We start from the raw sequence: 392 nt of genomic DNA, 5'->3' as shown, positions 1-392 counted from the left end.
GTAGAAGGACTCTTTGATGATGCAAAGGTAAAGTTTGCGTACGTTGCAGCTATTCCGAGTTTGCCGCAGATGAGCTTAATCATTGCAAAAAATGATGAGCAACTAGTGAGTCTAGGGTGGTTGTGGCTAGTACTTTGGAGTGTGTTGTATTGCGCCTCTTGGGTTGGCCTCACGTTGTTATTGATCAGTTATGACAAGCGCCAGCTAAGCAGTAAAACACAAATATTAAGAGCATTGGCAAATGATGAGTTATTTAATGTGTATCAGCCTCTTGTTAATGCAGAGGTGCCATCGATAGTGGGCGTGGAAGTACTCATTCGTTGGCGTCATCCACTTGAAGGTGTGCTCGGCCCCGCTTACTTTGTGCCAGAAGCTGAGCGTGATGGTACTAT

At 45.2% G+C, this 392-nt stretch carries 1 protein-coding gene; it reads left to right on the top strand.

Features of this window, described 5'->3' with window-relative positions:
- Positions 1–392: EAL domain-containing protein (locus CWC11_RS21325; protein ID WP_138684207.1), on the top strand; the 392-nt coding region annotated here is incomplete at both ends.

This window comes from Pseudoalteromonas sp. S3178 (assembly GCF_005886985.1).
GTDB classification, from domain to species: domain Bacteria; phylum Pseudomonadota; class Gammaproteobacteria; order Enterobacterales; family Alteromonadaceae; genus Pseudoalteromonas; species Pseudoalteromonas carrageenovora.
The sequence above is the reverse complement of the archived record's forward strand: the minus strand, read 5'-3'. Positions and strand labels throughout refer to the sequence as shown.